Genomic DNA, 24366 nt, shown 5'->3' on the forward strand with positions numbered 1-24366 from the left:
TATGAAAGGAATTTTAAAGACAATTAGCGCAACCTTGTTGTTGGTCTTTGTACTTGCAGGATGTTCCGATTTTGAGGAGATCAATACAAAACCTGATGCGTTTGGATCTGATGAAGTAAGTGCGAAATATTTTCTTACCGGTATTCAGATAGAACTTTACGCGCCCAACCGTTTTCCATATTGGAGGGCACAGTTAATACACGCCGATAGATATGCCGGCCAATTTACATTTGGGTTTAATGGAGCATGGTGGACCGGTGCACTTGGTTATGATTACGACTCAGCCTATACAGATGCTGCTTATGATTGGATTGCAGGTTACGTGAGTAATTTAAGTGTTTACCAGAATTTCGTAAAAGAAGGTGGCGACCTGGAAAATCAAAACTTCTACGCTATCGGATTGGTAATGAAAGGTCTTTATTATCAAATGTATACAGATACCTTTGGAATGGTACCTTATTCAGAAGCCTTAGATCCAGATATTATTACACCTAAATTAGACAGTCAATCTGAAATTTATCGAGGAGTAATAGGTGATTTAGATGAAGCAATGGATATTATTGGAGATCAAACAGTAACTGGAGACGGAATTGAACTTCTTGCAGAAAACGATTTGTTTTTTAATGGAGATCTTCAACAATGGAAAAAGTTAGCAAACACTTTGAAGCTTAGAATGGCGCTAAGAGCACAGGGTGCTCCAGGAGCAGATTTTGCTGAAACTGCTATTTCTGAAGCATTCCAAGCGCCTTTGCTCACTAGTGAAATGGATAATGCGCTTATGGAAAAAGATACTGAAATTGATCAGTTTGGAAATGCTGCTTACGGCGATGTATGGCATAATTTTGCAGGGATAGGATCTCATTGGAATGTGAGCAAAACTTTAATTGATTATTTACGTGAAAATAACGATCCTAGATTATCAAGATACGCCAAACCAATAATTGGAGGGGAATTCACATTTACGAGACCGGCAGAAGGTTCAGGAGCATCTCTTTTTGATAAACATGTTGATTTTGTATTAGATGAGTTAGATAATGCGGAAGTTCCTTATACCAGAAATGGGTCGGGAGATGAGTTTACCATTTCTGTTCCTCAAGACCAGAATTATTACGTAGGGCAACCTTCAAGGTTAAATCCTGAAATTTATCCGCATGTTAAAAACGATTTATTCTCTGAACCTGCCGATTGGATTATTAATCCAAAAAATGAGGGACTTGAAATATTTCCAGAAATTGTATTCACTGCAGCCGAAGGAAACTTTTTACAAGCTGAAGCTATCATAAAAGGCCTTGGTACTGGTGATGCGCAGGAGTTATATCAAGAAGGAATAAGACAGGCGATGAAAATTTGGAGAGTAGAGGAGAGTGAGATAGAAACCTTTATTTCAAATGAAGAAATGGCTCAATTAAATGGAACCGATGAAGAGAATTTGGAAAAAATCGCTATTCAAAGATGGATTGTTTCTTATACCGATGGGTTTGAAGCCTGGGCAGTTGTAAGAGATACAGGTTATCCATCTGAATTGGCCAGTGGAGTATCAGATTTTGATATCTATGCAGCTGGAACCCTTAACGGGGAATATCCACAGCGAATGAGATATGGTAACCAGGAGTATAATACCAATGGAGCCAATGTTGAAGCAGCCATCCAGGAGCAGGGACCAGACGAACAGGGAACTGAATTATGGTGGGCGCAGAATTAGCCTGAATATTTGGACTTATGAGGAAAGAGGGAAATTATTTTCCCTCTTTTTTTTATCTAAAAATCTGCGGAATCTCATTCACTTTAAAATCCCAGATTACAGGGAGGAAAAAATACACCAGTACACTTATTAAAAGAATAGAAACCAGGTTCATCCATAATCCGGTTTTTATCATATCAGGAATTTTCAGGTAGCCCGATCCAAAAACTACAGCGTTTGGCGGTGTTGCAACTGGAAGCATAAATGCACAGGAAGCTGCTAGTGTGGCGCTTATTAACAGTAAATAGGGATGAAGCCCCATTGCTAAAGCCATTGGTGCTAAAATAGGCAGTAGCATTGCCGTAGTAGCGAGATTTGAAGTAACTTCAGTTAGAAAGTTAACTGCGGCTACAAGGATGAGAATTAATAAAAATAAAGGTAAATTTTGAAGATAGGTAAGTTGTTCGCCTATCCATACGGCAAGTCCGGTATCGCTAAAACCTTTCGCCAGGGCCATTCCGCCTCCAAAAAGCAAAATAATTCCCCACGGAATTTTAACCGCTTCCTCCCAATTCAATAAAGGCTTTGTCTCTTTTCCCGATGGAACAATAAATAGTGCAATTGCCGCTATAATGGCAATAATAGTATCATCTATAAACGGAAGAAAAGGCTGAATTAAAAATGATCTTGTAATCCAGAAAAACGCGGTACAGGCAAAAATGATAAGAACCCTTTTTTCCTGTTTACTAATTTTTCCAAGGGATTTTAATAGCGTAGTGATTTCGGCCTTTCCGCCGGGAAATTCAGCTTTATCAAAATTGAAAGCAACCACGGTAAGATATTTCCAGCAGATAAATATTAGCAAGATAGATATTGGGATTCCTAAAAATGCCCATTTTAGAAAACTGATTTCTATTCCGTATAATTCTTCTACAATTCCGGCAAAAACAAGGTTTGGCGGTGTTCCTATTAAAGTAGCAATTCCACCAATTGAGGCACTATAAGCAATCGCTAACATCAGAGCTTTACCAAATACAGCGGGTTCATTTTCATTGCTAAAAGGATTATTTTTTAATTGACTTATAATTGCGGTTCCTATAGGCAACATCATCACCGAGGTTGCAGTGTTGGAAATCCACATAGAGAGGAAAGCCGTGGCAATCATAAAGCCCAGAATGATGAACTTTATTTTACTTCCAATTAAGTTGATGATGTTTAAAGCGATTCTCCGGTGCAAATCCCATTTTTCAATGGCTACCGCTAAAACAAATCCGCCTAAATATAAAAACACATATTTATGACCGAAAGCTGCGGTGGTAGTTTCAATATCCAGTGCGCCGGTTAATGGAAACATTACTATGGGAATGAGAGCTGTTACCGAAATTGGAATAACTTCGGTAACCCACCAGAGTGCCATCCAAATGGTAATACAAAAAATATCAAAAGCTGCCGGCGGCATAGATTGCGGCGCACCGATAATTTGAAGGATTAAAAATAGTAACGGACCCGCTATTAAAATTAGAGTCCTTATGAGTTTATTCATTCTAAAATTTTAAACTGAAATCCTCCCAAGATATTAAAATTATGGAAGCATATAATTTTCATTGAGAGTAAATGGCTTATTTTCTAAGATGAAATCGCGATTTTGCTTATATGCAGAGTACTTATCGCCTAAGACCGTCACAGGTTTTGTTGAGTTTGAAGTCTAGTTTTTAATCAACCGTCATTCTGAATTTATTTCAGAATCTAAGTTGGAATGTATTTCTAAACTTTTCATATTATATTTAAATAAATTTTCAAACTATGAAAACGCTGGAAATCAAAACCGCTTTACAAATAGCGAAGCCAAAAACTGAGATTTATCAGGCGATTATAGATACTGAACATATGAAAAATTATTTTATTGCTGAAGGTTTGGGGATGATGGAAGAAGGAAAATCTATTAGCTGGAAGTTCCCTGAGTTTGATGAATATGTACCGGTAAATGTTCTAAAATTAATTCCGAATGAGCTGATTTCTTTCGAGTGGGAAGGAGCTAAGGGTAAAAATCTTGAAGTTAAAATAATTCTTACCGAAATGCCGAATAATTCTACTTTAGTAAAAATCACTGAAGGAAAAATGGAAGTCGATGAGATGGGAATTCAATGGTTTGGTGGGAATACCGAAGGTTGGGCAAATTTCCTTGCTTGTTTAAAGGCGTATCTGGAGTACGGTATCAATTTAAGAAAAGGTGGGTTTGATTTTATGAAGGTTTAGAAAAATTCGCGTCATCCTGAACTCCAGGATCTAACAGGACGCAGCGTGAGATGATATTAGAAGCTGAACTAATCTCGAAGTTGACGAATGTAGTTGGGCTAGATTTAAAAAAACCCGTTTCAATGAAGAAACGGGTTTTTTAATACTTGTTATGGCTTGGCCATTACATCATTCCGGGCATTCCGCCGCCCATTCCGCCTGGCATTCCACCACCTTTGTCGTCTTCTGGAAGATCAACAAGGGCACATTCGGTAGTTAAGATCATTCCGGCAACAGAAGCAGCGTTTTCAAGGGCTACTCTTGTTACTTTCTTAGGATCTATAATTCCTGCTTTCATCATATCAACAAAAGTGTCTGTTTTCGCATCGTAACCAAATTCTTTCTTGCCTTCAAGAACTTTATTGATTACCACAGAAGCTTCACCACCTGCATTTTCGACGATAGTTCTAAGCGGGGATTCAATTGCTCTGTATACAATTTGAACTCCCGTTGCTTCATCGTCGTTTTCAGTCTTGATCTTCGAAAGAACAGCTTGTGCTCTTACCAGGGCAACACCACCACCGGCAACAATTCCTTCTTCTACAGCCGCACGGGTTGCGTGAAGTGCATCGTCTACACGGTCTTTTTTCTCTTTCATTTCAACTTCTGAAGCTGCACCTACATAAAGTACGGCAACACCGCCGGCTAATTTAGCCAAACGCTCCTGAAGTTTTTCTTTATCATAATCTGAAGTAGTGGTTTCGATCTGAGCTTTGATCTGGTTTACACGTTCTTCAATTTGCTTATTATCTCCGGCTCCGTTTACAATGGTAGTGTTGTCCTTATCGATAGCTACTTTTTCAGCAGTACCTAACATATCAATTGTAGCGTTTTCTAAAGAGAATCCTCTTTCTTCCGAAATAACAGTACCACCGGTTAGGATTGCGATATCTTCTAACATTGCTTTTCTACGGTCACCAAATCCAGGTGCTTTAACAGCTGCGATTTTAAGAGAACCACGAAGTTTATTTACAACTAAAGTAGCAAGGGCTTCGCCGTCTACATCTTCAGCAATAATTAAAAGCGGCTTTCCAGATTGTGCAACCGGCTCAAGAACAGGAAGCAAATCTTTCATTGAAGAGATCTTTTTGTCGAACAATAAAATGTACGGATCTTCAAGATCTGCAGTCATTTTCTCTGAATTCGTTACGAAATACGGAGAAAGGTAACCACGGTCAAATTGCATACCTTCAACTACTTCTACGTGAGTTTCAGTACCTTTTGCTTCTTCTACGGTAATTACACCTTCTTTTCCAACTTTACCGAAAGCCTGGGCGATTAGATCACCAATATGTTCGTCGTTATTTGCTGAAATAGAAGCTACCTGCTTTATTTTTTCTGAAGAATCACCAACTTCTTTGGTTTGTTTCTCCAAATCTTTAGTGATTGCAATTACAGCCTTATCTATACCTCTTTTAAGGTCCATTGGGCTTGCGCCTGCTGCAACGTTTTTAAGGCCTTCTTTTACAATTGCCTGGGCAAGTACAGTAGCGGTAGTAGTACCGTCTCCTGCAAGGTCGTTGGTTTTAGAAGCAACTTCCTTTACCATTTGAGCGCCCATATTTTCTAAGGCATCTTCCAGCTCAATTTCTTTTGCTACGGTAACACCATCTTTAGTTACGGTTGGTGCACCAAAAGATTTACTTATTACTACGTTACGTCCTTTAGGACCTAAGGTTACTTTTACGGCATTTGCCAATGCATCTACACCGCGCTTAATTCCGTCGCGGGCTTGAATGTCAAACTTTATATCTTTTGCCATTGTTAGTTAATTTTATCATTTCCGCGGGAGCGGAAACTAAATTGTTAATATTTTATTTTGAAAATCTCCCCGGGAGTGGGGAAAAGAAGTTTTAAACTATTGCAAGAATATCGTCTTCTCTCATCATTAGATAATCTGTGCCTTCAAGTTTCAATTCTGTACCGGAGTATTTTCCGTAAAGTACAGTATCACCAACTTTCACAGTCATGTCGTGGTCTTTATTTCCTTTACCAACAGCTACAACTTTTCCACGTTGTGGTTTTTCTTTAGCTGTTTCGGGAATGTAAATTCCAGATGCCGTTTTGGTTTCGGCTGCTTCAGGCTCAATAAGAACCCTGTCTGAGAGCGGTTTAATGTTTAGTCCCATTTTTTTATAAATTTATTTAGGTTAATTAATCTTTGAATAAGCGACTAAGCCTATTTCTAAAATTATGCCAGCCCGCTTTTACTGCCAATTACCAATAAAAAATGCCAGCTTGTCATAAGCTGGCATTTGTAAATTTTATAAGAACTAAGCCTTTATTGATCGTTGTCAGATTCAGGTTGCTGTCCTGGCATTTGTGCCGGTGGGGTAGCGGTATTCTCAGGCATTGCATCTTCATCAAAAACCCTTGATTCGCCGTAGCCTGAATCGTCCATAATAGTTACATTAGAAAGTAAGATAAGGACTAATAAAAGTGTTGCTAAAGTCCAGGTACTTTTATCTAAAAAGTCACCGGTCTTCTTCACACCTCCTACTTGTTGTCCGCTGCCACCAAAAGAGGAAGATAAACCACCACCTTTAGGGTTTTGTACCATAATTACTACTACCAGTAAAAAGGCTACAATAACTATTAATGCTAAAAAAATCGTGAATGTGCTCATTCTTGCTTTGTATTATTTTCTTGTAATTTTTCGATTGCCCGAATTTGGTCAGCAAAGAAACCACTTTTTTCGGGATTTTTCAAAATTAATATTTTATATGCCTGAATGGCCTTTTTGTAATTTTTTTGCTCTAAATAAACCCGTGCTAAAGTTTCTGTCATTAACGACTCTGGCGGGGTTGTGCTTACTTCGGCCAGGTTGGATTTGTTGGCGGGTTTCCCCGGTTTTATCTTGGGACTTTTAGATATAAACCTGTCTATAAGTTCAAACTTCTTATGCTGAACATCATCTTTCGGATTTTCTTCTTCCGATTCTTCTCTTGTTATTGGTTTCGCCGAAGTAAGTCTCAACCATTCTGAAAAAGAATGTGATTCTGAAGCATCGAACTCTAAAGGTTCGCCCCATTTCAATTTATCCTCAGATGAATTTTCTTCTGTTTGTTCCCCCGCTTCCGAACTTTTTTCAGAAAATAACTCGGGATCCATCACCTGTTCAGACTCAGATTGGCGCATTTTAATGGCTTCATCTATGGCCATACTTCTTTTGGCAAAAACCTCTTCGGGTTCAAAAACGGTGATATTTCGTAATTGCTCTTCCTGTTCCTGGATTTGCCTTGCAATTTTATTCTGATTAAATTCTTCTGAAGTTATAAAATCAAAAAGTACACTGCGGTTGGTAGTGTAAGCTGCAGTTTTTTTAAGCGCGCTGTTGTAACTGAATTCCTGGTGCTCTTTTAAACCTTTGAGCCTAACTGCACGTGCCGCCTGAAAATAAGGTGCTTTTTGAATAAGCTTTTCCAGGGCACTGGTTTGCCCCGCAGTAATTCCGGCGGGTTTTTGTAGCAGTTGTATAAATTCGGTTGCTTCCATATTACCAATCGGTTAAAGCGGCATTAAAAATGTCCTGGGTTAGTCGGGAATAAATTTCATCTAAGGCCGTGGCTAATACATCTCCAACCAGTTGCGCATTGGCCGGATAATCGTAATAGAAAGAAAAACGCCTTTCAAAATCTTTTTCCGGTTCCAGGGTGTTATAATACCTCACATTTACAGCAATGGTTAGCCGGTTTTGGGCAGCAGTATTTTCAGCAGTAGAGGTAATAGGCGCTACATAAAAATCAATAATTTCTCCTTCAAAAATAAGATCGGCGTTGTTATTTGCTAGGCTTAAACTTGTTTGATTTTGAATAAGATCCTGTAATTCTAAAGTAAACGTCCTGTCTATTCCCGGTTCTACCAAATCGGCCTGATTTTGAAAGAAATTTACCTGGAATGATTCAGCATCACCGGTATCGGCTCCAGTAAAGGAGTAGATTCCGCAGGATTGAGTGCTAAGTATAAGCACAAAACATAAAAGAAAAGCAGATTTTTTCATAATCGGGGGACTAAAATTACAGGTTGTATTGTTTTATTTTTCTATAAAGTGTGCGCTCACTTATACCTAATTCCTCAGCGGCAGCTTTACGTTTTCCGCTATGCCTTTCTAAAGATTTTTTAATGAGTTCTAGTTCTTTGTCCTGTAAAGAAAGGGTTTCTTCTTCCTGGATTTCTTCAGCAAAATAATATTTGTCTTTTTCCCTGCTATGTTCAGATTTTGGACTGTTCTGCGGAATTTGAAGCACTTCCAGTCTTTCATCGTTTAAAGCTTCCAATTCTTCAGCATCAACATCTTCGCCGTCATCATCGCCATAAAGTTTTTGAATAAGGCTTTCATTTTCATCCTGAACCTTTTTGGAATTTCCGCTCTCCATAAGTTTTAAAGTGAGCTTTTTGAGATCGGTAAGATCGCTTTTCATGTCAAAAAGCACTTTGTAAAGAATTTCGCGTTCATTGCTAAAATCACTTTCCTTCTTTTTATCAGCGATCACTGCTGGTAAATTGCTGCCAATATCGGGTAAATATTCTTTTAAACGTTCAGGGCCAATGATGCGTTCCTGCTCTAAAACCGAAATTTGCTCGGCTATGTTTCTTAACTGCCGAATATTCCCGCCCCAGCGGTATTTCTGCAATAAACCTACCGCATCATCCTGAAGTTTAATGGTGGGCATTTTATACTTTAAAGCAAAATCTGAAGCGAATTTTCTAAATAATAAATGAATATCGTCTTTTCGCTCCCGCAAAGGAGGAAGGTTAATTTCTACCGTACTCAATCTGTAATAAAGATCTTCCCTAAAGCGTTCCTTTTTAATAGATTCCTGCATATTGATGTTGGTAGCCGCGATAATGCGAACATCAGATTTTTGAACTTTAGAAGAACCTACTTTTATAAATTCCCCATTTTCCAAAACCCTAAGTAAACGCACCTGCGTAGGAAGTGGTAATTCCCCAACTTCATCTAAAAAGATGGTGCCGCCGTCGGCAACTTCAAAATAACCATTCCTGGTTTGGGTGGCGCCGGTAAAAGCCCCTTTTTCGTGCCCAAAAAGTTCAGAATCTATAGTACCTTCGGGAATTGCACCGCAGTTTACCGCGATATATTTTCCGTGTTTTCTATGGGATAAAGAATGGATTATTTTTGGGATACTTTCTTTACCAACCCCACTTTCCCCGGTTACCAAAACCGAAATATCTGTAGGCGCAACCTGGATTGCCTTTTCTATTGAGCGGTTAAGGCGTTGATCGTCGCCAATTATACCAAATCGCTGTTTTACTGCCTGAATTGATTCCATATATAAATCCTGTTATTTCTGAAGGAATAGTAACTGATTTTTCTTTAGCCTGAAATAACTACTTTTTTTAGTTGTTTTCACTATAACCAACTGCTTCTCCAATTAGGGTTGCACTGGTGCAGTCATTTATTTTTACATTCACGAACTCTCCAATATTGTAACTTTCCTTCGGAAATACCACAACGGTATTTTGTGTCGTACGTCCGCTCCATTGTTCGCTGGATTTTTTGGATTCTTTTTCAATCAAAACTTCTACGGTTTTCCCCAGATATCCTTGTGTTCTAAAATGGTTGTGTTCCCGTTGAACCTGTACTATTTCAGCTAATCTTCGTTGTTTTACTTCTGCAGGGACATCGTCTTCCAGCTTTCTTGCAGCCATGGTCCCGGGTCTTTCGGAATATGCATACATATATCCGAAGTCATATTTCACATATTCCATTAAGGATAACGTATCGCGGTGATCCTGCTCGGTTTCTGTAGGGAAACCCACAATTAAATCCTGTGAGATGGAACACTCTGGTATTAATTCTCTTATATAATCTATAAGTTTAAAATATTCTTCACGGGTGTGCAGCCTGTTCATCTCTTTTAAGATTCTATCACTTCCGCTTTGAACCGGTAAATGAATATGCTTACAAATATTTGGATAAGCGGCCACAACTTCAATCACTTCCAACGTCATATCCTGCGGATTTGAAGTAGAAAACCTAATCCTCATTTTTGGTTGTGCTTTGGCGACCAGTCTTAAAAGTGCGGAGAAATCTGTGGCTGTAGCTTTTTGAATTTCCGAAGCATTTTTAAAGTCTTTTTTAAGTCCGCCTCCATACCATAGGTAACTATCAACATTCTGACCTAAAAGTGTAATTTCTTTAAAACCTCTGTCCCATAGATCGTTTACTTCTTCCACGATACTTTGCGGATCACGGCTTCGTTCTCTCCCACGGGTAAAAGGCACCACGCAAAAAGTGCACATATTATCGCAGCCACGGGTTATAGAAACAAATGCTGAAACACCATTAGATTGCAAACGCACGGGAGAAATATCGCCATAAGTTTCTTCTTTAGAAAGGAGCACATTTATTGCATCCCGGCCTGCTTCAACTTCATTTATAAGATTTGGAAGGTCTTTGTAGGCATCTGGACCAACTACAAGGTCTACGATCTTTTCTTCTTCCAGGAATTTTTCTTTAAGACGCTCGGCCATACAACCTAAAACGCCCACTTTCATCCCGGGATTTATTCTCTTGACTGCATTGTATTTTTGAAGTCTTTTACGAACAGTTTGCTCGGCTTTATCTCTAATAGAACAGGTGTTTACCAAAACAAGATCGGCTTCTTCCAGGTTTTGAGTAGGATTAAAACCTTCTTTTGCAAGAATAGAGGCCACAATTTCGCTATCGCTAAAATTCATTGCACAGCCGTAACTTTCAATAAAAAGCTTGCGGCTATTACCTTGTTGCGGCTCCATTACGAGCGTATTTCCCTGTTGTTTTTCGTCTATTGTCTTCTCCATAATTCAAATCTTCCTTTTCAGGATTAAGAAGTGCAAAGATAAGGGTAAAACGAACTTCTGACAAAGTGACAGCAATTTTTTTAATGTTCTCACGCAACCTTTTTGATTTTTCTGCATCTATATAGAAACCAACCAGATAATTATGAGATTTTTCTACAGTTTAATTACGTTGCTGCTCCTGGCTTTAATGGCTTTATTCACTTCTTGCGAGAAAGACGCGACGCAAGAAGAATTTTATAATGTAGCCGTTCCCGTAGTACAGCCTATTGAGGAATTTAGAGCTATGGTGAAGGTTTCTGAGCCAAGGGCCATTTCTGAAGCCGGTAAGATTTATTCTTATGAAGATTATGTTTTTATAAACGATGACCAAAAAGGCGTACATGTTATAGATAACAGTGACCATAGAAATCCTGTGAAAATTAAATTTCTTGAAATTCCGCAGAATACCGATATCGCTGTAAAAGATGATATGTTATTTGCAAATTCAGCAATGGACCTGGTGATTTTTGATATTAGTGATATGAATAATATTAAGGAAGAAGAAAGAATGAAAAACGTTTTTCCTAATCATAATAGTCGGATTCCCGCAAGTGCTTCGTTTGTAGATAGCGATAATTTTAATGCTGAAACCGAAGTAGTAATAGGTTATGTGATGGAAACCCGAAGGATTGAAATGGCAAGCAATACAGAATGGCTAACTAATGACGGGGCTTCTTTTTCTGAATCAGGAAATGCATCAGGCGGTTCCGGTACCGGCGGTTCTTTAGCGCGTTTTAATATTCACGACGACTATTTATATATAGTAGATCAAAATCAGCTTTCGGTTTTCAATATCGAGGGCCTAAGTACTCCTGAATTATTAAAAACTGAATGGGTGGGGCGCGATATTGAAACCATTTTTTATAAAGAAAATCATTTATACCTGGGGAGTTCTACCGGTATGTATATCTATAGTGTGGAAAATCCAGCAACCCCAGAATATAAATCGATGTTTAGGCATATTCTTGGTTGCGATCCCGTAGTAGTGAAAGGCGATATCGCTTATGTAACCATTCGGGGCGGAAATGTATGCGGACAGGAATGGAGTCAGCTGGATGTAATAGATGTTGCCGATAAATCCAATCCGCAGTTATTGCAATCTTATCCAATGAAAAATCCTTACGGCCTTGGCGTCAAAGATGACTGGCTTTTTGTCTGCGACGGGTATGCCGGCTTGAAAATATATAATACAGAAAACACCCCCAACCTAAAACTAATAGACCATTTTCCGGAAATTAACACCTATGACGTCATCCCTTTAGAAGATGTGCTCTTAATGGTTGGGGATAATACACTCTTCCAATATACTTATAAAGGTAATGAGATCAATTTACTAAGCACTTTCAGCCTTAATTGATTTTATTTTGTTTGGTTTTTTAAGGATGCCCCGCAATACTGCGGGGTTTTTTTATAGATTATCGGAAAAAGAAATTTTTTATACGTGAAGCCGTGAATGTGGCTGTTTTATAAGCTATTTCTACTTGTTTTGTAAAATCATTTAGGTTGTTAAAAAAAAATTGATATACTTTTGCAGCTAGAAAAAAGAGAGTTATGGCAAAGAATTTAGTGATTGTAGAGTCCCCTGCCAAGGCGAAAACCATCGAAAAATTTTTAGGAAAAGATTATAAGGTGGCTTCCAGTTTTGGACATATTGCCGACCTGCCTACAAAAGAATTAGGTGTTGATACCGAAGGTAATTTTAAACCAAAATATATAGTTTCTAAAGACAAAAAGGATGTAGTTAGAAAACTAAAAGGTTTTGCGAAAGATGCCGATATGGTATGGCTGGCAAGTGATGAAGACCGGGAGGGAGAAGCTATAGCCTGGCACCTTGCCGAGGAGCTTGATCTTACAAGTGAGAAAACCAAAAGAATTGTTTTTCACGAGATCACTAAATCGGCTATTCTCAAAGCCATAGATAATCCACGAGATATTAATTATAACCTGGTAAACGCCCAGCAAGCTCGTAGGGTTTTAGATAGGTTGGTGGGTTATGAACTTTCACCGGTGTTATGGCGAAAAGTAAAAGGAGGTCTTTCAGCCGGACGGGTTCAGTCTGTTGCGGTAAGGCTTATTGTAGAAAGAGAACGTGAAATTCAGAATTTTACTGCAGAAGCTTCCTTTAGAATAGATGCCGAATTTACTACTGAAGATGGTAAATCTTTTAAAGCTAAAATTCCTAAGAATTTTGATACCCGTAAAGAAGCCGAAGAATTTCTTCAGCAAAATTTACAATCGGATTTTAAAGTAGCCGAACTTTCTACTAAGCCCGCAAAGAAATCTCCTGCACCACCGTTTACCACTTCCACTTTACAACAGGAAGCAGCACGGAAATTATACTTTTCAGTAAGTAAAACCATGACAATGGCACAACGTTTATACGAAGCCGGTCATATCACTTATATGAGAACCGATTCGGTTAACCTTTCAGAAGATGCAAGAAAGGGAGCTAATAAAGAGATTTTAAAAGCCTACGGCGATAAATACGCAAAATCAAGACAATTTAAAGGAAAAACCAAGGGTGCGCAGGAAGCTCACGAAGCTATTAGGCCTACAAATTTTGCGAGCCATTCGGTGAGGGCAGATCGTGACGAACAACGTTTATACGAGTTGATTTGGAAACGCGCCATCGCCTCGCAAATGAGTGAAGCACAATTAGAACGTACCAATGTAAAAATTGACGCTTCTAAACACGATAAGCAGTTTACTGCAAATGGAGAGGTGCTCAAGTTTGATGGTTTCCTGAAAGTTTACCTGGAAAGTACCGATGACGATGAAGATGCAGAAGAACAAAACGGAATGTTGCCGGCTTTAAAGGAAAATCAGCCGTTAAACAACAAATATATAACCGCAACCGAAAGGTTTACCAGGCCACCATATAGATATACTGAAGCTTCTTTGGTAAAGAAACTGGAAGAGCTGGGAATTGGACGTCCTTCAACTTATGCTCCTACAATTTCTACAATTCAAAATAGAAATTATATTGAAAAAGGATCGGTAGATGGTACGGAGCGCGAGTATTTGCAGTTTGTGCTTAAAGGCGAGAATATTAAAGAGAATAAATTAACAGAAAACGTTGGTAGTGATAAAGGAAAATTAGTGCCAACCGCCGTGGGAATGGTGGTAAACGATTTTCTTGTAAATCATTTTTCAAACATCCTGGATTATAATTTTACAGCGAGAGTTGAACAAAGTTTTGATGATATCGCCGAAGGAAATGAAGAATGGACGCATATGATGAAAGAATTCTACGAAGACTTTCATCCGCAGGTTGAAGATGTTGCCAAGAATGCTGATAGGGAAGTTGGGGAAAGAATTTTAGGTAAAGATCCCGAAACCGGGAAACCGGTAAGTGTTCGGTTAGGGAAATTTGGGCCTATGGTTCAAATTGGTTCAGTAGAAGATGATGAAAAACCAAAATTTGCCAGCCTTGGACCAGACCAAACTTTAGATTCGGTTACTTACGAAGAAGCAATGGATCTTTTTCAGCTTCCGAAGGAATTAGGAGAATATAAAGATGAAAAAGTTGAGGTGAATAATGGCCGTTTTGGTCCTTATGTGAGATTCGGTAAAAAGTATGTTTCCCTTGAAAAAGGAGAAGACCCATTGAACGTTGATTTTGATCGCGCAATGGAGTTGATCAAGGAAAAAGAAAAGGCCGATGCGCCAATTCACCATTACGAAGATATGCCGGTTCAAAAGGGAGTAGGTCGTTTTGGGCCTTTCCTAAAATGGAACGGGATTTTTATAAATGTGAATAAAAAATACGATTTTGATAATCTTTCTATTGAAGACATTGAAACCCTAATTGAGGATAAAAAGCGTAAAGAGCGCGAGAAATTAATCCATAATTGGGAAGAAGAAGGAATTAGGGTTGAGAAAGCACGTTGGGGAAGGTTTAATATTATTAAGGGTAAGACTAAAATTGAATTGCCTAAAACCACAGATGCCGAGAATTTGAGTTTGGAGGAAGTAAAAGAAATTCTTGAAGAGAAATCTAAAAAGAAGAAAAAAACTACCAAAAAGAAAGCTCCGGCTAAAAAAACGACTGCTAAAAAGAGCACGGCAAAAAAGAAAACAGCTACAAAAAAGAAGAAATAATATATGGATTTAGATTTTCTGAGTCCCCTTGCTGAAGATTTGCTTAGGGAAATTACCGGTTTTGGTGAACATTCCCTTGGAAATTCAGTAAAAAAACATACCGCCTCTCACGGCTTGCCAGATTTAGATGGCGTACAAATGGCAGTGGTGGGTATTAAAGAAAACCGACTGGGAGAAGAAATAGACTTTCTTGATTTTGTAGATGTAAGAAAGGCTTTTTATAGTTTATTCCCGGGAAACTGGCATATTAAAATTGCCGATCTGGGTGATATTGAAAAAGGGGAAACGGTAGAAGATACTTATTTTGCGATACAAACGCTGGTGGCGCAACTAGTAAAGAAGGACGTGATCCCTGTGCTTTTAGGCGGTAGCCAGGATTTGGTTTATGCACAATACCGAGCTTACGATACTTTAGATCAAATGGTGAATCTTGTGAATATAGATAGCCGCTTTGATTTAGGTGATGCTGAAAACCCGATAAGCAACCGTTCTTATGTTGGTAAGATTGTTGTTAATCAGCCTTATAATTTGTTTAATTATTCCAATATTGGGTATCAAACCTATTTTAATTCGCAAGATGAAATAGAATTAATGGAGCGCCTGTTCTTTGATGCGTATCGTTTAGGAGAAGTAAGCAATAATATCAAATTGGTAGAACCGGTAATGCGGGATGCAAATATGGTAGCCATAGATTTGGCCTCTGTTAGTGCGCCTTCATCGGGTTCTCGAGATATAGCTTCTCCAAACGGATTTGACGGTAAAGAAATATGTGCACTTTCTAGATATGCCGGGATTAGCGATAAGGTAAGCTCCTTTGGAATCTATGAATATGATAATTTGAAATTCGGAAATTTGGGCGCAATGTTAATGGCTCAAATGTTGTGGTATTTTGCTGAAGGTGTGAATTACCGTACTAATGAAAATACTATTTCGGCAAAAAAAGAGTTTATAAAGTATCAGGTTCCTATAGACGATGAGGTGCTGGTGTTTTTTAAAAGTCCTGTAAGCGGGAGGTGGTGGATAGAAATTCCGTTTCTTGAACATGTAGATACTAAACTAAAAAGGAGTACGTTATTACCTTGCAGCGAGGAAGATTACCTGGAAGCATGTAACCAGGTAATTCCTGAAAGATGGTATAAAGCAAAAAGAAAAAACGAAGTTTAAAATAATTTCAGGCATTCTTGGTATTTACTGTATTTTTACCTAAAATATTGTTTTTTAAAAAATAATTAGATAGGTTTACTGCCGTAAATTGAGATGTCTTAACCTAAGAGAAACTATGAAGAAATTTATTTCGCTAATAGCTGTTCTGGCCTTGCTTTCAAGCTGTGGGCGGGGAGATCGTGGACAGCTGGTTGGTGCGAAAGGGGAGAAGTGGAATCCTGAGAAACCACTTGGGATGACATTAATTCCTGGAGGTTCATTTATAATGGGAAAGTCTGATGATGATATCGCAGGCCAACGTAATGCACCGCCTAAAACGGTGACAGTGCGTTCTTTCTATATGGATGAAACCGAAATTACCAATGCCGAATACCGTCAGTTTGTTAATGATGTTAAAGATTCTATTGTTAGAACCGAATTGGCAATTATGGCGGAGAATATGGGTGAAGCTGAAGGTTCTGGCGGGATTGGAGATTATGCTTTTATGGATGCCGATGAAGGTGATATGACGCCTTATGAAGAATATATGCTGAATACCTACGGCCAGGGTGGTCCATCTGATACCTACGAGAACCGCCGTTTAAATAAGGATATTGACATTATTTGGGATACAGAAGATTATCCAGATGTTTATTATGCTGAAGTTATGGATATGATGTATATCCCAATGGAAGAGGTGTATAACGGCCAGCGTACCATAGATGTAGAAAAATTAAAATTCACTTATACCTGGATGGATGTGCAGGGTGCTGCCAAAAAGCAGGGAAATAGAAGTGATTATATAAATAGAGAAGAGATTGAGGTTTATCCAGATACAACAGTTTGGATAAGGGACTTCAATTATTCATATAACGAGCCTATGCATAATGATTATTTCTGGCATAGTGCTTTTGACGATTATCCGGTGGTAGGAGTTACCTGGAAACAGGCAAGGGCTTTTACCCAATGGAGAACTTTATATCATAATTATTACCGAAGAGAAAAAGGAGAGCATAATGTGCCTTCTTACCGTTTGCCAACCGAGGGTGAATGGGAGTATGCCGCACGTGGTGGCTTAGAAGGAGCTACTTACCCATGGGGAGGACCTTACGCCAAAAACGATCGTGGTTGTTTTATGGCTAACTTTAAACCATTAAGAGGAGATTATGCGGCAGATCAGGCATTGTACACTGTTGAAGCTCAATCTTACGATCCAAATGATTACGGTTTGTATAATATGGCCGGGAACGTGGCAGAGTGGGTAGATTCGTCTTACGATCCTGCTTCTTACGATTATATGTCTTCAATGAACCCAACGGTAAATAATCCCGACGATATGCGGAAAGTAGTTCGGGGAGGTTCCTGGAAAGATGTAGCTTATTTCCTTCAGGTAAGTTCAAGAGATTATGAATATGCAGATTCTGCGAGAAGCTATATCGGCTTTAGAACAGTTCAGGATTATCTCGGAACAGATGTTACCCTAAATCAACCAACAAATAATTAACAACAACCTATTTAACCAGTAGAAAATCTAAATCTATTTTATTATTATGGCAAAATCGAATTCAACAAAGAGAATAACTAACATGGTGTACGGTTTAGGTGCATCAGTTGTAATATTAGGTGCACTTTTTAAAATTATGCACTGGCCATTTGCAAACCCAATGCTTATTGCAGGGCTTGTAGTAGAGGCTTTTGTATTTGCATATTCTGCATTTGAACCTACAGATGATGACCTTGACTGGTCTTTAGTTTACCCTGAATTAGCTGGTGGCCAGGGAACTCGTCGTACGGCAACCGTAATTGAGGAAGAAAAAGAAACTCAGGGACAACTATCTAAAAAGCTTGACGAAATGCTAAAAGAAGCCAAGATAGATGCTAGTTTAATGAGCAGTCTTGGAGACAGTATTCGTAATTTTGAAGGTGCGGCAAAAGGAATTGCCCCTACTGTAGATGCGATGGCATCACAGAAGAAATACAGCGAAGAGCTTACAACAGCTGCTACGCAAATGGAAACATTAAACAATATTTATAAGGCTCAGGTAGAATCAGCCTCACGTCAGGCAGAAATCAACCAGGAGGTTGCAGAGAATGCCGGTAAACTAAATCAGGAAATGGGATCTCTTGCAGCTAACCTTTCTTCTTTAAACGGAGTTTATGGTGGTATGCTTACTGCTATGAACGGTACCCGCAGTGGTGTGCCGACTAATTAGTGAATATATTGCCCCTGAAAAACCTAAATTATTAAAGAACAAAACTAATTAGCACATGGCGTCTGGAAAACAAACCCCAAGACAGAAGATGATTAACCTGATGTATCTGGTTTTCATCGCGATGATGGCACTAAATATGTCTAAGGAAGTATTGACAGCCTTTGGTCAAATGAATGAAGACCTTGAGGAATCTAATGCTACCACATCTCAACGTAACGATATGGCAATGGCCGGTTTAGCCGCTAAAGCCGAAGAACAACCTGCAAAATATGAAGAATTAAAAGCTAAAGCCGAACAAATTGGGACGCTTTCTGATAATCTTTATGCTACCGTAGGTAATCTTAAAGAAGAACTATTAGCCGATTTCGAGGCTGAAGATAGAGGTAATTATGAAGCGATGGATCGTTCTGATAAGTTAGATAACTTATTTTTTGCGAGTGGAAGAGTAACTCCAAGAGGAGAAGAATTTGTTGCAGCTATAGATAATTATAGAAATGAAGTACTTAGTATTCTGGGGGATGGTTTTCCGCAGATTAGAAGTGAAATAGCTAAAGATTTTTCTACTGAAGAGGTAACTAATAATGAAAATGTAACTAAACCCTGGTTAATGTATAACTATCAGGGATTTCCATTAATTGCTTCCCTTACAAAACTTACACAAATACAAACTGACGTTAGAAAAACTGAAAACGATATTTTGTCTTCAATGCTTGAAGGGCAATTGCAAAGTGACGTTTCTTTAACCAACTATCAGGCTATTGTAGTGCCAGATAAAACTGCCTTTTTTAGTGGTGAAAACTTTAAAGGTAAAGTTGTTTTAGGTCGAGTAGACCCTACTTTAAAGTTTGAAAATGTCACTATAAACGGGAATGAAGTAGAAAGCACCCAGGCGGGACAGGTTATGTTAGATTTCCCTGCCGGAAACGTTGGAGAAAAAGAAATTAACGGAGAGCTTCAGTTTAAAGAAGGAGACTCAATTGTAAGAATACCAATTAATAGTTCTTATGCAGTTATTCCAAAGCCTAACTCAGCTGTAATTTCAGCTGATAAAATGAATGTGCTTTACCGTGGGGTTCAAAACCCAATGACGATTTCTATTCCTGGTGTAGGGAGTATTAGTGCTCAGGCTCCGGGACTTTCGCAGGCCGGTGGTGCAGGTCAATACGTAATGAACGTTACTAGTTTACAGGCTAGAGAAGTAGCTATTAATGTTAGTGGTAAACTTCCTGGAGGAGAAACCGTTTCAGATAGTAAAACCTTTAGAATTAAAGATATTCCAAGACCAGCCGGAACGGTTAGGGGAGAAGATGGATCTGTACAAATGCAACGTAATAGTTTAGAGGTTTCTACTATTGGTGCTACCCTTCCGGACTTTGATTTCAATCTTGATTTAAACGTAACCGGATTTAGTTTTAAAGTACCGGGACAACCAACTATTCAGGTTAACGGTAGTAGATTAGATGATAGAGCAAAAGCTGCTCTAAGAAGAGCGGGACGAGGAGAATCTGTACAAATTTTTGATATTCAGGCGGGTATCTCTGGTAACTCTGGATATAAGCTGAAGAAAGTTTCTCCTGTTGTGATAGAGTTGACAAATTAATAAAATTTAGAAGATGAATTGGAGAGGATTTTTATTGAATGCTTTGGTGTTTTCTTTTACAATAGCATCTTTTGGGCAGGCGAATATTTTAAACGCTAAAGACCCTGAAGATATTGGTAAGAGAACCGAAGCCCAGATTCAAAGTGACATTAATGATAAACCACTTGAATATGGATACATTGAAGATCGTGATGTTTTATGGTCTAAAAATGTATGGGAGAAAATAGATCTTGATGAAAGAGTTAATTTTCCACTGTATTACCCAATAGACACTAATAATATTGGGAGTAACCGTAGGGCCTTATACGATGTTTTGGTTTCTGCTATCAAAAGTGGTGAAATTGAAAACATCTACGCCGATTCTTATTTTAATGAAAAGAGAACCCTTAGAGATATTGAAGCTACCTTATCTAAAGTAGATACTACAGATCTTGGTATTGAACAGTATAATGCCGGAGAACAAGTTGATGAGCAGTTTATAGATAGAAGGGATTTAAGTGCTGCTGATATTGCCCAATATCATATTCGTGGAATGTGGTATTTTGATAAACGCCAGGCCGAATTAAAATATAGAATACTCGGAATTGCTCCTGTAGCGCCCGATGTTAACTTTATAGATTCCGGCCAAACCGATCTTGTTGAATTGTTCTGGGTGTGGTTTCCAGATGCCAGGGAGGTTTTACATGAAAATAAAGCCTTTACCGGTAGTAGCTCAGCGCAAACCGTCACCTTTGATCATTTGCTGAATTCAAGAAGGTTTGATGCTATGATCTATAAAGAAGATAACGTGTATGGAGATCGGGAAGTTGATGAATACATTGTAGATAATGCTTTTATGGAGCTCTTAGAAGCCCAGCGTATAAAAGAACAAATAAGAAACTTTGAGCTGGATATGTGGAATTACTAATTCCATCTCATACTTCAAAATTTATCAGAAAAGCGTTCCTTATGGAGCGCTTTTTCATTTTTAATAAGGAGGTTAAACTATAAATTTTTAATTTTAGACTATGTTAGATTATATAATAGTTGGATTAGGATTAAGCGGGATCGCAATAAGCCAAAGACTTGAAGAAAGAAATAAAAAATTTGTAGTTTTTGAAGATAATTCACAAAAATCTTCCCTGGTGGCCGGGGGCCTTTTTAATCCTGTAATCCTTAAACGTTTTACACTTGCCTGGAACGCTAATAAACAAGTGGAGATTGCACTTCCATTTTATAGGGAAATGGAAACAAAATTACAGGCCAAGATCGTTTATCCCTTAGAAATTTACAGGAAATTCTTTTCGGCAGAAGAGCAAAACAACTGGTTTGAAGCAGCCGATAAACCTATACTTGCAGAATATTTAGATACAAAACTGGTTAAAGAGATTAATCCTAATATTTCTTCTGAATTTTCATTTGGCCGGGTTCGGCAAACCGGGGTAATTGATACCGATGTGCTCATAAAAGAATACCGAAATTATTTAAAAAATAAAGACGAAATTCAATTTAAAAGTTTTGGTTATAACGCACTTCAAATTAACAACGATTCAGTTAGTTATAATGGAATTTCAGCCAGGCAAATCATTTTTTGTGAAGGTTTTGGAATGCTGCATAATCCTTTCTTTAATTATCTTCCGCTACGCGGAAATAAAGGAGAATACATCACCATTTATTCCGAAGAATTAAGGCTTAAAGAGATCGTGAAATCTTCGGTTTTTATTATTCCGTTAGGAAATGATCTATATAAAGTTGGCGCCACTTATAATAGCCGTGAGTTAGATCCACAACCGAGTGAGACCGCTCGGGAAGACCTGGAAAATAAAATTAAAAAACTAGTTACCTGTAAATTTGAGATTGTAGACCAGTCGGCGGGAATCAGACCTGCCAGTAAAGACCGAAAACCAATGTTAGGTAGGCATCCCGAATATAAAAATCTTTATTGTTGTAATGGTTTTGGTAGTAGAGGTGTGCTTATTTCCCCAATGGTTTCAGAGCAATTAATCAACTTTATTGAAAATGATATTCAGCTTCCGCAGGAAATAGATTTACAAAGATTTAATAAGAAACATTACGAGGCTTAGCGTTTTCCCGCGCTGGGTTTATAATTAAGAAATAAATTAATCCAAATATTTCTGGAAAGTCTTATAATTATAGGCATAAATACCACAAGCGTTCCTATTATAGCCCAAAAAGAAGTCATTAATCCACCCCCAAAAAAGAAATAGGCAATCACAAAAGCAGCTACTGAAAATGCGATCCCTACCGCATAGCTTACATACATAGCTCCAAAAAAGAAAGAAGGTTCTATTTTATATTTTGTTCCGCAGTTTGAGCAGTGCTCGTGCATTTCAAAAATACGTCCTAATTTATAAGGATTGCTTTCCACATACATACTCTCTTCGTGGCACACGGGGCAGGTTCCCGTTAGTATACTGTAAAGCTTAGTTCCTTTCAAAAATTCCATAATTGATAATCAAGGGGTTATAAGTTTTGTTGAGGCTTTAGATTGGGAGTAAACATATTTTTTTCACGTTGTAAATTTAGGCATATTTGCAAAAATAAAATCAACAAATGCTTAATATTCATAATCTCTCTGTTTCCTTTGGCGGAGAATATCTTTTTGAAGAAATAACCTTTAGACTTGGAGCGGGAGATCGCGTGGGTTTAATAGGAAAGAATGGTGCCGGAAAATCTACAATGCTTAAAATTCTTGCTGGGGAGCAGGAATATGATGGGGGGCAGATTGCGCGTGATAAAGAACTGAATATTGGTTTTTTAAAACAGGATATAGATTTTGAACAGGGCCGCAGTGTTTTGGAAGAAGCACAACAGGCTTTTGTCGAAATAAAGAAACTTGAAAAACAAATTGATGAAATTAACCATCAGTTAGCCACCAGAACCGATTACGAAAGTGAATCTTATACCCAGCTTATCCAGGATTTAAGTGAGATTACACATACTTATGAAATAATTGGCGGATATAATTACGAAGGCGATACCGAAAAGGTTTTGCTGGGTCTTGGTTTTCAACGGGAGCAATTCGATAAATTAACCGAGACTTTTTCCGGAGGATGGAGAATGCGAATAGAACTCGCTAAACTCTTACTTCAAAATAACGATATTCTGCTACTGGATGAGCCTACCAACCACCTGGATATTGAAAGTATCATCTGGTTAGAGAATTTCCTTAATAACTATTCCGGTTGTGTGATAATTGTTTCGCACGATAAAATGTTCCTGGATAATGTAACCAATAGAACCATAGAAATTTCGCTTGGCCAGATTTACGATTTCAATAAGCCGTATTCAAAATATCTGGTGCTTAGGGAGGAATTAAGAGAGCAACAACTCGCTGCACAAAAGAATCAGCAACGAGAAATTGAACAGACCGAAAAGCTTATAGATAAATTTAGGGCCAAAGCTTCAAAAGCTTCTATGGCGCAGTCGCTTATCAAGAAACTTGATAAAATAGACCGAATTGAGGTAGATGAAGATGATAATGCGGTGATGAATGTGAGTTTCCCCATTTCTGTTCAACCGGGAAAAGTGGTTATAGAAGCCGAGGGAATTGGTAAAGCCTACGGGAATAATCAGGTTTTAAAAAACATTGATCTTTTAATTGAACGCGGAAGTAAAATTGCCTTTGTCGGTCAAAACGGGCAGGGTAAAACCACGCTTGCTAAAATTATTATTGATGAAATTCCTTACGAGGGAAATTTAAAACTGGGTCATAATGTTCAGTTAGGATATTTTGCGCAAAATCAAGCCGATTACCTGGATGGTGAGAAAACCGTACTGGATATTATGATTGATTCTGCCAATGAAAAAAATAGAAGCAAGGTTCGTGATATGTTGGGTTCATTTCTCTTTAGAGGGGATGAGGTATCTAAGAAAGTGAAAGTGCTATCAGGAGGCGAAAGAAACCGATTAGCGCTTTGTAAGCTAATGCTACAGCCTTTCAACGTTCTTATAATGGATGAGCCTACCAACCACCTTGATATTAAATCTAAGAACGTATTAAAGGAAGCTTTGAACAGGTTTGAAGGAACTTTAATAATTGTTTCTCACGACAGGGATTTCCTGCAGGGACTTTCTAACAAAGTTTATGAGTTTAAGGATACTAAAATCAAAGAATATCTGGGTGATATAAATTACTTTTTAGAGCAGCGTAAGCTGGAAGATATGCGTAGTGTTGAAAAAAGAGATAAAGCGGCGAAAGTTCAAAAAGATGCTGCCGGTTCTAACAACAAAAAAGCCTACAAAGATCAGAAAAAAGTAAAATCTTTAAAAAACAGGTTGAGCAATACCGAGTCTAAAATCACCAAGTTAGAAAAAGATCTTGAGGCGCGTGATATGGAATTAGCTACCAATTACGATGAAGTTGCAGCAAAACCGGGATATTTAGATAAGTATAAAACTAAGAAAAAAGAGCTAAACTCCCTGATGAAAGAATGGGAAGAAATTCAGGAAAGCCTGGATGGTTTAGCCTAAACAATCCTTATAAT

20 protein-coding genes are annotated in these 24366 nt (G+C 38.2%); 11 read left to right on the forward strand and 9 right to left on the reverse strand.

The annotated features are described in order from the left end of the window. The first annotated feature begins 1 nt into the window (after position 1). Positions 2-1702, forward strand: coding sequence for a SusD/RagB family nutrient-binding outer membrane lipoprotein (locus B5X53_RS05105; RefSeq protein ID WP_079712168.1), 1701 nt, complete (start codon positions 2-4; stop codon positions 1700-1702). 52 nt (positions 1703-1754) lie between these two features. Here B5X53_RS05105 and B5X53_RS05110 read toward each other — a convergent pair whose 3' ends face one another. Beyond that, complete coding sequence (locus B5X53_RS05110; RefSeq protein ID WP_079712169.1) at positions 1755-3224, reverse strand: SLC13 family permease; 1470 nt, start codon at positions 3222-3224, stop codon at positions 1755-1757. A 260-nt stretch (positions 3225-3484) separates the two neighbouring features. Between B5X53_RS05110 and B5X53_RS05115 the strand changes: the two genes are divergently transcribed. Continuing rightward, positions 3485-3937, forward strand: a complete 453-nt coding sequence (locus tag B5X53_RS05115; RefSeq protein ID WP_079712170.1) for an SRPBCC domain-containing protein — start codon at positions 3485-3487, stop codon at positions 3935-3937. A 163-nt stretch (positions 3938-4100) separates the two neighbouring features. Here B5X53_RS05115 and groL read toward each other — a convergent pair whose 3' ends face one another. The 7 genes from groL to miaB form a co-directional block, all read right to left on the reverse strand. Next, on the reverse strand, positions 4101-5738 hold the full coding sequence (gene groL, locus B5X53_RS05120) for a chaperonin GroEL (protein ID WP_079712171.1): 1638 nt from the start codon (positions 5736-5738) through the stop codon (positions 4101-4103). A gap of 91 nt (positions 5739-5829) precedes the next feature. Beyond that, positions 5830-6105 carry a co-chaperone GroES gene (locus B5X53_RS05125; protein WP_057482963.1) on the reverse strand — a complete coding sequence of 92 codons (276 nt, stop codon included), beginning with the start codon at positions 6103-6105 and terminating at the stop codon, positions 5830-5832. 152 nt (positions 6106-6257) lie between these two features. Then, entirely contained in the window at positions 6258-6602 is a 345-nt protein-coding gene (secG, locus tag B5X53_RS05130) for a preprotein translocase subunit SecG (protein WP_079712172.1), read from the reverse strand. Next, entirely contained in the window at positions 6599-7471 is an 873-nt protein-coding gene (locus B5X53_RS05135; protein ID WP_079712173.1) for a hypothetical protein, read from the reverse strand. Before B5X53_RS05135 ends, secG begins: the two co-directional genes overlap by 4 nt. A 1-nt stretch (position 7472) precedes the next feature. After that, positions 7473-7976, reverse strand: a complete 504-nt coding sequence (locus B5X53_RS05140; protein ID WP_079712174.1) for an LptE family protein — start codon at positions 7974-7976, stop codon at positions 7473-7475. Positions 7977-7992: 16 nt separating this feature from the next. Beyond that, on the reverse strand, positions 7993-9270 hold the full coding sequence (locus B5X53_RS05145; RefSeq protein ID WP_079712175.1) for a sigma-54 interaction domain-containing protein: 1278 nt from the start codon (positions 9268-9270) through the stop codon (positions 7993-7995). A 67-nt stretch (positions 9271-9337) separates the two neighbouring features. Beyond that, a complete protein-coding gene (gene miaB / locus B5X53_RS05150) occupies positions 9338-10783 on the reverse strand; it encodes a tRNA (N6-isopentenyl adenosine(37)-C2)-methylthiotransferase MiaB (RefSeq protein WP_079712176.1) in 1446 nt (481 codons plus the stop codon). Between the two features lie 142 nt (positions 10784-10925). Between miaB and B5X53_RS05155 the strand changes: the two genes are divergently transcribed. From B5X53_RS05155 to B5X53_RS05190, 8 genes are all read left to right on the forward strand, one after another. Further along, on the forward strand, positions 10926-12179 hold the full coding sequence (locus B5X53_RS05155) for an LVIVD repeat-containing protein (RefSeq protein WP_079712177.1): 1254 nt from the start codon (positions 10926-10928) through the stop codon (positions 12177-12179). Positions 12180-12373: 194 nt separating this feature from the next. Then, on the forward strand, positions 12374-14923 hold the full coding sequence (topA, locus tag B5X53_RS05160) for a type I DNA topoisomerase (protein ID WP_079712178.1): 2550 nt from the start codon (positions 12374-12376) through the stop codon (positions 14921-14923). A 3-nt stretch (positions 14924-14926) separates the two neighbouring features. Continuing rightward, positions 14927-16087: a formimidoylglutamase gene (locus B5X53_RS05165; RefSeq protein ID WP_079712179.1), complete on the forward strand. Its 1161-nt coding sequence runs from the start codon at positions 14927-14929 to the stop codon at positions 16085-16087. 115 nt (positions 16088-16202) lie between these two features. Then, complete coding sequence (gene porK, locus B5X53_RS05170) at positions 16203-17570, forward strand: T9SS ring complex lipoprotein PorK/GldK (RefSeq protein ID WP_079712180.1); 1368 nt, start codon at positions 16203-16205, stop codon at positions 17568-17570. Between the two features lie 46 nt (positions 17571-17616). After that, positions 17617-18279 carry a type IX secretion system motor protein PorL/GldL gene (gene porL, locus B5X53_RS05175; RefSeq protein ID WP_079712181.1) on the forward strand — a complete coding sequence of 221 codons (663 nt, stop codon included), beginning with the start codon at positions 17617-17619 and terminating at the stop codon, positions 18277-18279. A gap of 55 nt (positions 18280-18334) precedes the next feature. Beyond that, positions 18335-19879 (forward strand): type IX secretion system motor protein PorM/GldM, encoded by a 1545-nt coding sequence (porM, locus tag B5X53_RS05180; protein ID WP_079712182.1) that lies wholly within the window; start codon positions 18335-18337, stop codon positions 19877-19879. Positions 19880-19892: 13 nt separating this feature from the next. Then, the gene (gene porN / locus B5X53_RS05185) at positions 19893-20786 is read left to right on the forward strand and encodes a type IX secretion system ring subunit PorN/GldN (RefSeq protein WP_079712183.1); all 894 of its coding nucleotides are present in this window, start codon (positions 19893-19895) and stop codon (positions 20784-20786) included. A 100-nt stretch (positions 20787-20886) separates the two neighbouring features. Continuing rightward, positions 20887-21942: an NAD(P)/FAD-dependent oxidoreductase gene (locus B5X53_RS05190; RefSeq protein ID WP_079712184.1), complete on the forward strand. Its 1056-nt coding sequence runs from the start codon at positions 20887-20889 to the stop codon at positions 21940-21942. Here the strand turns inward: B5X53_RS05190 and B5X53_RS05195 are convergent. Next, positions 21939-22325: a DUF983 domain-containing protein gene (locus B5X53_RS05195; RefSeq protein WP_079712185.1), complete on the reverse strand. Its 387-nt coding sequence runs from the start codon at positions 22323-22325 to the stop codon at positions 21939-21941. The genes B5X53_RS05190 and B5X53_RS05195 overlap by 4 nt on opposite strands. 107 nt (positions 22326-22432) lie before the next feature. On the opposite strand from B5X53_RS05195, the gene B5X53_RS05200 reads away from it, so the two are divergent. Then, the gene (locus B5X53_RS05200) at positions 22433-24352 is read left to right on the forward strand and encodes an ABC-F family ATP-binding cassette domain-containing protein (protein ID WP_079712186.1); all 1920 of its coding nucleotides are present in this window, start codon (positions 22433-22435) and stop codon (positions 24350-24352) included. The last annotated feature ends 14 nt before the right edge of the window (positions 24353-24366 follow it).

It is taken from the genome of Salegentibacter salinarum (genome assembly GCF_900168115.1).
GTDB classification, from domain to species: domain Bacteria; phylum Bacteroidota; class Bacteroidia; order Flavobacteriales; family Flavobacteriaceae; genus Salegentibacter; species Salegentibacter salinarum.

Coding starts and splice junctions, on each gene's coding strand:
- B5X53_RS05105 (WP_079712168.1), top strand. CDS start 2: ATGAAAGGAATTTTAAAGACAATTAGCGCAACCTTGTTGTTGGTCTTT.
- B5X53_RS05110 (WP_079712169.1), bottom strand. CDS start 3,224: ATGAATAAACTCATAAGGACTCTAATTTTAATAGCGGGTCCGTTACTA.
- B5X53_RS05115 (WP_079712170.1), top strand. CDS start 3,485: ATGAAAACGCTGGAAATCAAAACCGCTTTACAAATAGCGAAGCCAAAA.
- groL (WP_079712171.1), bottom strand. CDS start 5,738: ATGGCAAAAGATATAAAGTTTGACATTCAAGCCCGCGACGGAATTAAG.
- B5X53_RS05125 (WP_057482963.1), bottom strand. CDS start 6,105: ATGGGACTAAACATTAAACCGCTCTCAGACAGGGTTCTTATTGAGCCT.
- secG (WP_079712172.1), bottom strand. CDS start 6,602: ATGAGCACATTCACGATTTTTTTAGCATTAATAGTTATTGTAGCCTTT.
- B5X53_RS05135 (WP_079712173.1), bottom strand. CDS start 7,471: ATGGAAGCAACCGAATTTATACAACTGCTACAAAAACCCGCCGGAATT.
- B5X53_RS05140 (WP_079712174.1), bottom strand. CDS start 7,976: ATGAAAAAATCTGCTTTTCTTTTATGTTTTGTGCTTATACTTAGCACT.
- B5X53_RS05145 (WP_079712175.1), bottom strand. CDS start 9,270: ATGGAATCAATTCAGGCAGTAAAACAGCGATTTGGTATAATTGGCGAC.
- miaB (WP_079712176.1), bottom strand. CDS start 10,783: ATGGAGAAGACAATAGACGAAAAACAACAGGGAAATACGCTCGTAATG.
- B5X53_RS05155 (WP_079712177.1), top strand. CDS start 10,926: ATGAGATTTTTCTACAGTTTAATTACGTTGCTGCTCCTGGCTTTAATG.
- topA (WP_079712178.1), top strand. CDS start 12,374: ATGGCAAAGAATTTAGTGATTGTAGAGTCCCCTGCCAAGGCGAAAACC.
- B5X53_RS05165 (WP_079712179.1), top strand. CDS start 14,927: ATGGATTTAGATTTTCTGAGTCCCCTTGCTGAAGATTTGCTTAGGGAA.
- porK (WP_079712180.1), top strand. CDS start 16,203: ATGAAGAAATTTATTTCGCTAATAGCTGTTCTGGCCTTGCTTTCAAGC.
- porL (WP_079712181.1), top strand. CDS start 17,617: ATGGCAAAATCGAATTCAACAAAGAGAATAACTAACATGGTGTACGGT.
- porM (WP_079712182.1), top strand. CDS start 18,335: ATGGCGTCTGGAAAACAAACCCCAAGACAGAAGATGATTAACCTGATG.
- porN (WP_079712183.1), top strand. CDS start 19,893: ATGAATTGGAGAGGATTTTTATTGAATGCTTTGGTGTTTTCTTTTACA.
- B5X53_RS05190 (WP_079712184.1), top strand. CDS start 20,887: ATGTTAGATTATATAATAGTTGGATTAGGATTAAGCGGGATCGCAATA.
- B5X53_RS05195 (WP_079712185.1), bottom strand. CDS start 22,325: ATGGAATTTTTGAAAGGAACTAAGCTTTACAGTATACTAACGGGAACC.
- B5X53_RS05200 (WP_079712186.1), top strand. CDS start 22,433: ATGCTTAATATTCATAATCTCTCTGTTTCCTTTGGCGGAGAATATCTT.